Source organism: Exiguobacterium sp. s194 (assembly GCF_018618275.1).
In the GTDB taxonomy this organism is placed as follows: domain Bacteria; phylum Bacillota; class Bacilli; order Exiguobacteriales; family Exiguobacteriaceae; genus Exiguobacterium; species Exiguobacterium chiriqhucha.
Genome location: NZ_JACSLT010000002.1, coordinates 364,762 through 373,257 on the forward strand (window position 1 = coordinate 364,762; position 8,496 = coordinate 373,257).

The window sequence follows — 8,496 nt, forward strand, 5'->3', positions numbered from 1 at the left end:
CCGGCGGGCCTATTTTTTTGTTTGAAACTAGTGGAAGACAAGGTAAAGTGAGAGTAGACAGGGGAAAGAAAGGGATGGACTATGTTGACATTCACGGACTACTATCACAATAAAGTCGAGTTGAGCTTTGCGCACTATCCATTTTCGGATACACCGCTCCACGTTTGGGTCGTCGCTCGCTTTGAAAATCAATGGGTGCTGACGAAGCACAAGCAGCGCGGGCTCGAGTTTCCGGGTGGGAAAGTCGAACCCGGCGAACACGAGGATGACGCCGCGATTCGGGAAGTGTATGAAGAGACGGGCGGTGTCGTGAAGACGCTCCATTATCTCGGCCAATATCGCGTGCTTGGGCGTGGCGACACGGTCATTAAAAATATTTATTTCGCCGAAATCGAACGTTTCGACGATCATCCGGCGGTCGACGAGACCGATGGGGCCGTCCTTATGAAGGAATTGCCGACGAATCTGCTCCGGAACAATCGGTACAGCTTCATGATGAAAGACCGGGTGCTCCCGGAAACGATGAAGGTGCTCTATGAAAAACAATTGGTTTGACAAGGTCGAGGTCCTGCCGCCGTACGCCGGTTATCCGGTCCATCGTGGCTGGTATGCGACGCGTGACGGTGAGGACGTCGTCGCCTATACGATCACACCGAAACGGCCGAACGGACATGTCCTGTTCTATCTGCGCGGCGGAACAGGACGCATCGGGGATGTGCGTTTGCCCCGGTTGATGCAGTTCGCTGCCAAAGGTTTTCACGTCGTGGCGCCCGTTTACCGGGGTAACCATGGCGGGAGCGGGAAAGAGGACTTCGGCGGCGCCGATCTAGAGGACGTCCTGTCTCTCTACGATCGTGTCCGTCGAACGGATACGTTCATTCATGCCCTTGGTTTCTCGCGCGGGGGCATGATGGCGTTGTCGCTCGCCGCGGAACGACCGCTCACGTCCGTCACGTCATGGGCGGGTGTGACCAATCTCGAGTGGACGTATGAAGAACAGCGTTCGATGCGGAAGATGTTGCGCCGTATGACCGGGGGCGACCCGGAAGCGGCCCGTGCCGCTTATGTTGAGCGCTCGCCGCTCTACAAGGAATGGGATGCACCGACGTTGTTGATTCACGGCACCGATGATGAACAAGTCCGCCTGCGCCATGCGACGGCGGTAGCGGAACGGATGGGGGAGCGGGCCGAACTTTGGGTCGTCCCGTTCGCCCATCAACTCCCGTTTTGGGAAAAATGGAAGACGACCGATGCGGCGATGGAATGGATGCTCGCCAACTCAAAAAAATGAGACGCTGCCGAATCGGCAATCGTCTCATTTTTCGTTATACGATGATTGGTCCGGCCGCAACGACCGCCTCACTCGCTTTCGTGAATCGTTTGAAATTGTCCTGGAACTTCCGGGCGAGCGCCGTTGCTTCGGCATCGTAGCGCGCTCCGTCTTTCCATGTGTCCCGCGGATTGAGCACGTCGCCTGGCACGCCGTCAATGTGGCGTGGAATCTCGACATTGAAAATGTCGTGGCGCGTCGTCTCGACGTCACGCAATTTGCCGTTGACCGCCGCGTTCACCATCGCCCGTGTATAGGCGAGCTTCATCCGTGATCCTTCTCCGTACGCGCCGCCGGTCCAACCCGTGTTGACGAGATAGACGTCGACGTCGTGCTTCTCAATCAGCGTACCGAGCATGTCCGCATAGCGCTCCGGTGCGAGCGGCAAGAACGGTGACCCGAAGCAGGTCGAGAACGTCGCCTGTGGTTCAGTGACGCCGCGCTCCGTGCCGGCGAGTTTTGACGTATACCCTGACAAGAAGTGGTACATCGCCTGCTCTTTCGTCAATTTGCTGATTGGAGGCAATACCCCGTATGCATCGGCCGTCAAGAAGACGATCGTGTTCGGATGACCGGCCCGTGACGGAAGCATCGCGTTATCGATGAATTGAATCGGATAGGCGGCCCGTGTGTTCTCGGTGAGCGAGATATTCTTATAATCCGGTGCCCGGTTCTCGTCTAAGACGACGTTCTCAATCAATGAGCCGAAACGGATGGCATCGTAGATTTCCGGCTCGTTCTCGCGCGACAAATTGATCGTCTTCGCGTAGCAACCGCCCTCGATATTGAAGACGCCGTCGGGTGACCAACCGTGCTCGTCATCCCCAATCAAATGGCGTTCCGGGTCGGCCGACAGTGTCGTCTTCCCAGTTCCCGATAGACCGAAGAAAAGGGCCGTCTCGCCGGCGTCCGATACGTTCGCCGAGCAGTGCATCGATAACACATGTTGTTCCGGCAACAAGAAGTTCATGACCGAGAAAATCGATTTTTTAATCTCACCGCCGTATTCTGTTCCCCCGATCAGAATGGTCCGCTTGGCGAATGAGACGAGAATGAACGTTTCGGAGTTCGTCCCGTCGATGAATGGATCGGCCTTATAACTCGGTGCATAGATGACCGTGAAGGGCTCGAAGGCACCTTTCGTCGGCCATTCACGCAAGAACAACTGTTTGGCGAACAAATTGTGCCACGCGTATTCCGTGATGGCACGGACCGGGAGCGTATAGTGCTCGTCTGCCCCCGCAGAAGCCTCGAGATAATAGAGCTTGTCTTTCGTTTCGAGGTGCGTCAACACTTTGTCGAGTAGCGCGGTGAACTTCTCTTCCGCGATCGGTTGGTTGACTGGACCCCAGTCTACTAAATGATTGCTGACTTCATCTTGCACGACGAATTTGTCTTTCGGTGACCGTCCTGTGAATTTCCCGGTACTGACCGATAAAGCCCCGTCTTTCGTCAGTACGCCTTCACCGTTGCGAATGGCTTCTTCCACCAGTTCTGGAACCGTCAAGTTCCGCATCATGTCGGCACCTTTAATTAATTCTTCGATTTTCAGGAGCGTTGTCGCCATCCTGAATCCCACCTTTCCCCTAAATAGATGTGGATGAAATCCGCATACTTCCGCGTTTAATCAGTATGACGTTTTTATTATATGTGACATACTAATCAAAAACAAGCATTTTTTACCCTTTAAAGTAAGCGCTTTCTTACATTGTCATTCTAACATATTCTGTACCAGGTCATAGTACAAAAACCAAAACGGACAAAAAAATGTTTGATATTTCACAAACATAACTATTTGACCGTTTGTGAAAAGTTTGACGAATTCGGTCGATACGCTTGACAGAACGGGGTGTCATTTATATGATGGTCTTCGTAACGGATACTCTTATTCTGAGCGGTGGAGGGAACAAGGCCCTACGAAGCCCAGCAACCGTCCGATTTTTCATTGTTATTCGGAAAAGGTGCTATCCTGAAGCGAAGCGTAAGCTTCGAACGATAAGAGGGTAAGGAAGAACGATTCAACCTTTCCCATTTGAACATGGCGAGAGGTTTTTTTCATTACCGTCCCAAAGCAACGCGTAAGGGGAACGAGTACCGTCCACACATCACCCTTTATTATAGGAGGTTTTTCGAAATGGCAAACTTGAACCGTCGACTTTTCACTTCGGAGTCCGTCACGGAAGGACATCCGGATAAAATTTGTGACCAAATCTCAGATGCGATTTTGGATGCAATTTTAGCTGAAGATCCAAACGCCCGCGTTGCGGCTGAGACGTCTGTCACAACAGGTCTCGTGCTCGTAGCAGGTGAAATCACAACATCAACTTACGTGGATATCCCGAAAGTTGTTCGTGAAACTGTTCGTGAGATCGGCTACACACGTGCGAAATATGGTTTCGATGCAGAGACTTGTGCTGTCCTCACATCGATCGATGAGCAATCGGTAGACATCGCGCAAGGTGTTGACCAAGCGCTCGAAGCTCGTGAAGGACAAATGACTGAAGAAGAAATCGATGCGATCGGTGCTGGTGACCAAGGTCTCATGTTCGGTTACGCAACAAAAGAGACGCCGGAACTCATGCCGCTCCCGATTTCACTCGCTCACAAATTGTCACGTCGTTTGGCAGAAGTTCGTAAGAACGGCACGCTCGCTTACCTTCGCCCAGACGGTAAGACACAAGTGACAGTCGAATACGACGAAGCGAACAACCCAGTTCGCATCGACACAATCGTCATCTCGACACAACACGCGGAAGACATCACGCTCGAGCAAATCCAAGCTGATTTGAAAGAGCACGTCATCGATGCAGTCATCCCGGCTGAACTCATCGACGCGGACACGAAATACTTCATCAACCCGACTGGCCGCTTCGTAATCGGTGGACCACAAGGGGATGCAGGCCTCACAGGACGCAAAATCATCGTCGATACGTACGGTGGATACGCTCGTCACGGCGGCGGCGCGTTCTCAGGTAAAGATCCTACCAAAGTTGACCGTTCAGCAGCGTATGCAGCTCGTTACGTGGCGAAAAACCTCGTTGCAGCGGGACTTGCTGACAAAGCAGAAGTTCAACTTGCTTACGCAATCGGTGTTGCTCACCCGGTATCGATCGCGGTTGATACGTTCGGCACAGGCAAATTGAGCGAGACTGAGCTCGTCGAACTCATTCGTGAGAACTTCGACCTCCGTCCGGCCGGCATCATCAAGATGCTCGACCTTCGTCGCCCAATCTACAAGCAGACAGCAGCTTACGGCCACTTTGGTCGTACAGACGTTGAACTCCCATGGGAGCAAACGGACAAAGCGGCAGTGCTCGAAGAAGGCGCGAAACGTTTCGCATAAGCATAGAAAAACGACCTTTCACTCGAAAGGTCGTTTTTTTTAGGCTTGCGGCTTGTCTTCAGTTGTTGAGTTCTCTTTGCCAAGTGCCGTATCTTTCGCTTCGACGACTTTCTCGCCGATCGATTGTAAATCCGATTTCGCTTCTTGCGCCGTCCCGACGACTTTGTTCACGTCTTGTTTGACCGTGTCGACTTCACCGGCGACTTTTTCATAGACGTTTTGCACGTCGGTCGCGACGTCTTGAATGACCTCGCTCGCTGCTTTCACTTGACCGATGACTTGTGACGCCGTTCCGGCCGGGTCTTGTTTGACCGTATCGACGAGACCGCCGACCGATGACTTCGCGCTCGAGAACGATTGTTTCGTGTTCTCACGGTTTGACGTGCTAAGTAAGGCGAGTAGGCCGCCGACGAGGGCGCCGAGGAGCATCCCGGTCACGACTGTGATTTTTGGACCTCCTGTGTTCGTTTGTTCAAACTGACGGTTCGGATGATTGGCTTGCTCGACTTGTGGATCGTGTTGTAGTTTCGGTTCCATGGTAACACTCCTTTTTGTAAGTTGGCATTGATACTCTTATACCCGACACAAAATGGAAAATAACGTCTTCCTTCATTTCGACATCAAAAAGTAATGAACGGGCAGGATATTTTTTTGCCGATGGGGAATGTTACTACTAGATTGGCCAAAAGGGGGATGCCGTTATGAAGATTCGAGAAGCCGTGCCAGAAGATGCCGCCACCATCCGCGACATTGCGCTCGCGACGGTCAGTGAACGAGACGAGGTTCGTTCGAAAGTAATGGAACGCGCCTATCAACAAGAAGAGATCGTCCGCGCCATCAGTTCAAGCGAGGAAGCGAAAGAGCAGTTGTTCATTGTCGGTGAGGCCGAAGGCGACGTCATCGGCTTCTATCACGCCATCGACCGCGGGGACACATGGGAAGTACTCCGTCTCTATCTTCATCCGGCTCATCACCGCCAAGGCCTAGGGACGGCACTGTTGTCGCATCTACGGGAACGGAAAGTCCAACCGATCGAGCTGTACGTCGAAAGCTCGAACGAGCAAGCCATCGCTTTTTTGAGTCATGAGGCGTTCATCGAACTGAATCGCATCCAAGAGGAAGTGTACGATCAACCGATGGAGCTGATTCATTTACGGTACGACCCGCGCTAAGACCCTAGACGGATTTTCAACCAAACATCAGTCTCGGCTGATGTTTTTTGTTAGTATAAAGATATGTGATAACAAAATGAGGTGACAGCATGGCTTATGAAGAAGAATCACGAAAAGGGGTCATCGTGATCGTGTATCCGCTCCAGTTCACGTCGCGTTTGAGTGAGGCGTTTTTAGGACGGTTGCGGGACGAGTATGAAGTCCTCGTCGTGACCGGCCAGACGGTCGGTTTGACGGCGGAAGACCATAAATTGTTAATCAAGAACACGTTACGTGAGGCGAGTCAGTACAAGCTGCCGATTCACGTCATCGCGTTCAGTCTCGGGGCGTTGTTGACGAACCGCTTGCTCCAGGAATATGACGTGCCGCTCGGCAGTCTGACGTACATCTCACCGCTGTTCGACTGGCATCCGTCCCGCCAAATCGGCGGACTGAAACAAGTCGTGGCCAGTGCGGTCGACCGTTTCCGTCCTGACCTTCCGCTCGGCATGATGACGTTCATGGGTGGCGGGGAAGAGTCGTCGCGCTTCGGGGAGATCACGTACGGTCAATACCGTGAAATCGAAGAGGAAATCGTCGAGCATCAAGAAGAGAAGAAACATCTGCCGCGTCTGCCGCTCGCTTGTTTCTACGCACCGGACGATCGCTTCGCCGATGTGAAATTGACACTCAACGTCTGCCGGAAAATCGGCGGCGACCAAGTGTATATTCGTCGGCTCGAAGGGTTCCCGCACTTCGGCTATGAACGATTGAATACGAAGTTCGCGGAGACGCTCATCACGTTTTATGAATTGATTCGAGAATGAAATCGAGGCTGGGACATAACTCAGTAGATTTATAAGAAAGAGGCCACCTGGCGCGACTCGTTCGCGCCAGGTGGCCTCTTCTCCTTTTTATGGGTTCGTACGCACATTTCGATATAAACAGATAGGGGCGACCTCTGATAAAGTTAAAGTGACCAAACCATAACTTTGGAGGTGCCCCTATGTACAAAGAGTATACCATGAACCAGTTGGTTTTGCCCCTAGATTTAGAAGTTCGGCTCCCGGAGAACGACATCGCCTTCGCCGTCCACGACCTCGTCGAACAGATCCCGGACGAGGCGTTCGAGACGTTCTGGCGAACGACGGGCTGCCCGGCCTATCACCCGCGGATGATGATGAAGATCGTCCTCTGCGCGTACACGCAGTCCGTGTTCTCGGGCCGGAAGATCGAGGGCCTTCTCAAGGACAGCCTGCGCATGATGTGGCTCGCCCAGGGACACGAGCCGAGCTATCGGACGATCAATCGGTTCCGAGTCCATCCGGACGTCGCCCCGGTCCTGAAGTCCGCCTTCGTCACGTTCCGTTGCCACCTCGTCGAGGCGGGTGAGATCGACCAGGAGGCGATCTTCATCGATGGCACGAAACTCGAGGCGAACGCGAACCGATACACCTTCGTCTGGAGGAAGGCCGTCGAGAAATACAGCGCCGCACTCGTCGAGAAGTCGAACCGGCTGTACGAGGAGCTGATGGCCGAGCAGGTCATCCCAGAGATCGAGCGCGAGAGCCCGGAGGCGCTCTCGGTCGAAGAACTCGAGGAGGTCGCGGCGCGACTCGGGGAAAAGGTCGACGCGATCGATGAGGAAATCGCGTCGACGACCGACGTCGAGGAACGCAAACGACTGCGCGCGAGACGCAAGGAACCCCGCCGCCTCCGCAAGCAGGCCTCCGACTTCGCTGCCCGGAAACGCCGATACGAGGAACACATGGCCGCCTTCGGCACGCGGAACAGTTACTCGAAGACCGACAGGGACGCGACGTTCATGCGGATGAAGGATGATCACATGAAGAACGGACAATTGAAGCCCGGCTACAATGTCCAGATCGCGACCTCGGGCCAGTACACGCTGGCGTATGACGTCTTTCCGAACCCGACCGACATGAGGACGTTGGCCCCGTTCCTTGACGAGGTCGAAACGTTCCTCGAGTTACCCGCCTACATCGTCGCCGATGCGGGATATGGGAGCCAGCCGAACTACACGGACATCCTCGAGCGCCGGGGGCGCGTTCCCTTGATCCCGTACACGATGTACCGGAAGGAACAGAAGAAGAAGTGGCGCGAGAACCCGTTCAACATCTCGAACTGGGCGTACGACAGGGAGTCCGATACGTTCACCTGCCCGGACGGGAGACGGCTCCCGTTCAGCCACGAATCCCGTAAGACCGACAGGGACGGGTTCGTCCGCGAGTCCCGCATGTATCTGAGCGAGGACTGCGGCGGGTGTCCGTTCCGCGACCTGTGCACAAAGGCCGAGGAAGGGAGCCACCGCCAGGTCGGTGTGAACGTGGCCTGGGAAGAACAAAAGCATATGACGAGAACGCTGCTTTCGGATGAGAAAACGGGTGCCCTCTACGCCAGACGCAAGACGGACGTGGAACCAGTTTTTGGATATCTGAAGGCCAATTTGGGTTTCACCCGCTTCTCCGTCAGGGGAAAACAGCGCGTGAGACGCGAGCTCGGCTTCGCGCTCATGGCGGTGAACCTGCGGAAGTTCATCGCCACCGTTGTCGCCCGAAGTACAAAGAAGGGGTCCGGTCACCGAAAATCGGTGACCGGACCCCTCTTTTTGATTGAAATACTTTAGAACTGGCTAGTTATGTCCCAGCCTC

Annotated in this window: 8 protein-coding genes and 1 riboswitch; of the genes, 6 read left to right on the forward strand and 2 right to left on the reverse strand. The window is 54.0% G+C overall.

What is annotated here, in order from left to right; genetic code table 11:
- Nucleotides 1-81: 81 nt before the first annotated feature.
- Nucleotides 82-555, forward strand: coding sequence for an RNA deprotection pyrophosphohydrolase (gene ytkD, locus KNP85_RS03750; protein WP_021065548.1), 474 nt, complete (start codon nt 82-84; stop codon nt 553-555).
- On the forward strand, nt 536-1,291 hold the full coding sequence (locus KNP85_RS03755) for an alpha/beta hydrolase family protein (protein WP_021065549.1): 756 nt from the start codon (nt 536-538) through the stop codon (nt 1,289-1,291). Before ytkD ends, KNP85_RS03755 begins: the two co-directional genes overlap by 20 nt.
- 34 nt (nt 1,292-1,325) lie before the next feature.
- Here the strand turns inward: KNP85_RS03755 and pckA are convergent, their stop codons facing one another.
- Complete coding sequence (gene pckA, locus KNP85_RS03760) at nt 1,326-2,897, reverse strand: phosphoenolpyruvate carboxykinase (ATP) (protein WP_214801431.1); 1,572 nt, start codon at nt 2,895-2,897, stop codon at nt 1,326-1,328.
- A gap of 315 nt (nt 2,898-3,212) precedes the next feature.
- Nucleotides 3,213-3,332, forward strand: a riboswitch (SAM riboswitch).
- 132 nt (nt 3,333-3,464) lie between these two features.
- Between pckA and metK the strand changes: the two genes are divergently transcribed.
- Nucleotides 3,465-4,673, forward strand: coding sequence for a methionine adenosyltransferase (gene metK / locus KNP85_RS03765; RefSeq protein WP_021065551.1), 1,209 nt, complete (start codon nt 3,465-3,467; stop codon nt 4,671-4,673).
- Between the two features lie 39 nt (nt 4,674-4,712).
- On the opposite strand, the gene KNP85_RS03770 is transcribed toward metK, so the two are convergent.
- Nucleotides 4,713-5,210 (reverse strand): hypothetical protein, encoded by a 498-nt coding sequence (locus KNP85_RS03770; protein ID WP_029595140.1) that lies wholly within the window; start codon nt 5,208-5,210, stop codon nt 4,713-4,715.
- Nucleotides 5,211-5,374: 164 nt separating this feature from the next.
- Between KNP85_RS03770 and KNP85_RS03775 the strand changes: the two genes are divergently transcribed.
- From KNP85_RS03775 to KNP85_RS03785, 3 genes are all read left to right on the forward strand, one after another.
- The gene (locus tag KNP85_RS03775) at nt 5,375-5,845 is read left to right on the forward strand and encodes a GNAT family N-acetyltransferase (protein ID WP_029595141.1); all 471 of its coding nucleotides are present in this window, start codon (nt 5,375-5,377) and stop codon (nt 5,843-5,845) included.
- A gap of 89 nt (nt 5,846-5,934) precedes the next feature.
- Nucleotides 5,935-6,651, forward strand: a complete 717-nt coding sequence (locus KNP85_RS03780) for an alpha/beta fold hydrolase (protein ID WP_021065554.1) — start codon at nt 5,935-5,937, stop codon at nt 6,649-6,651.
- A gap of 179 nt (nt 6,652-6,830) precedes the next feature.
- On the forward strand, nt 6,831-8,471 hold the full coding sequence (locus KNP85_RS03785) for an IS1182 family transposase (RefSeq protein WP_251136203.1): 1,641 nt from the start codon (nt 6,831-6,833) through the stop codon (nt 8,469-8,471).
- The last annotated feature ends 25 nt before the right edge of the window (nt 8,472-8,496 follow it).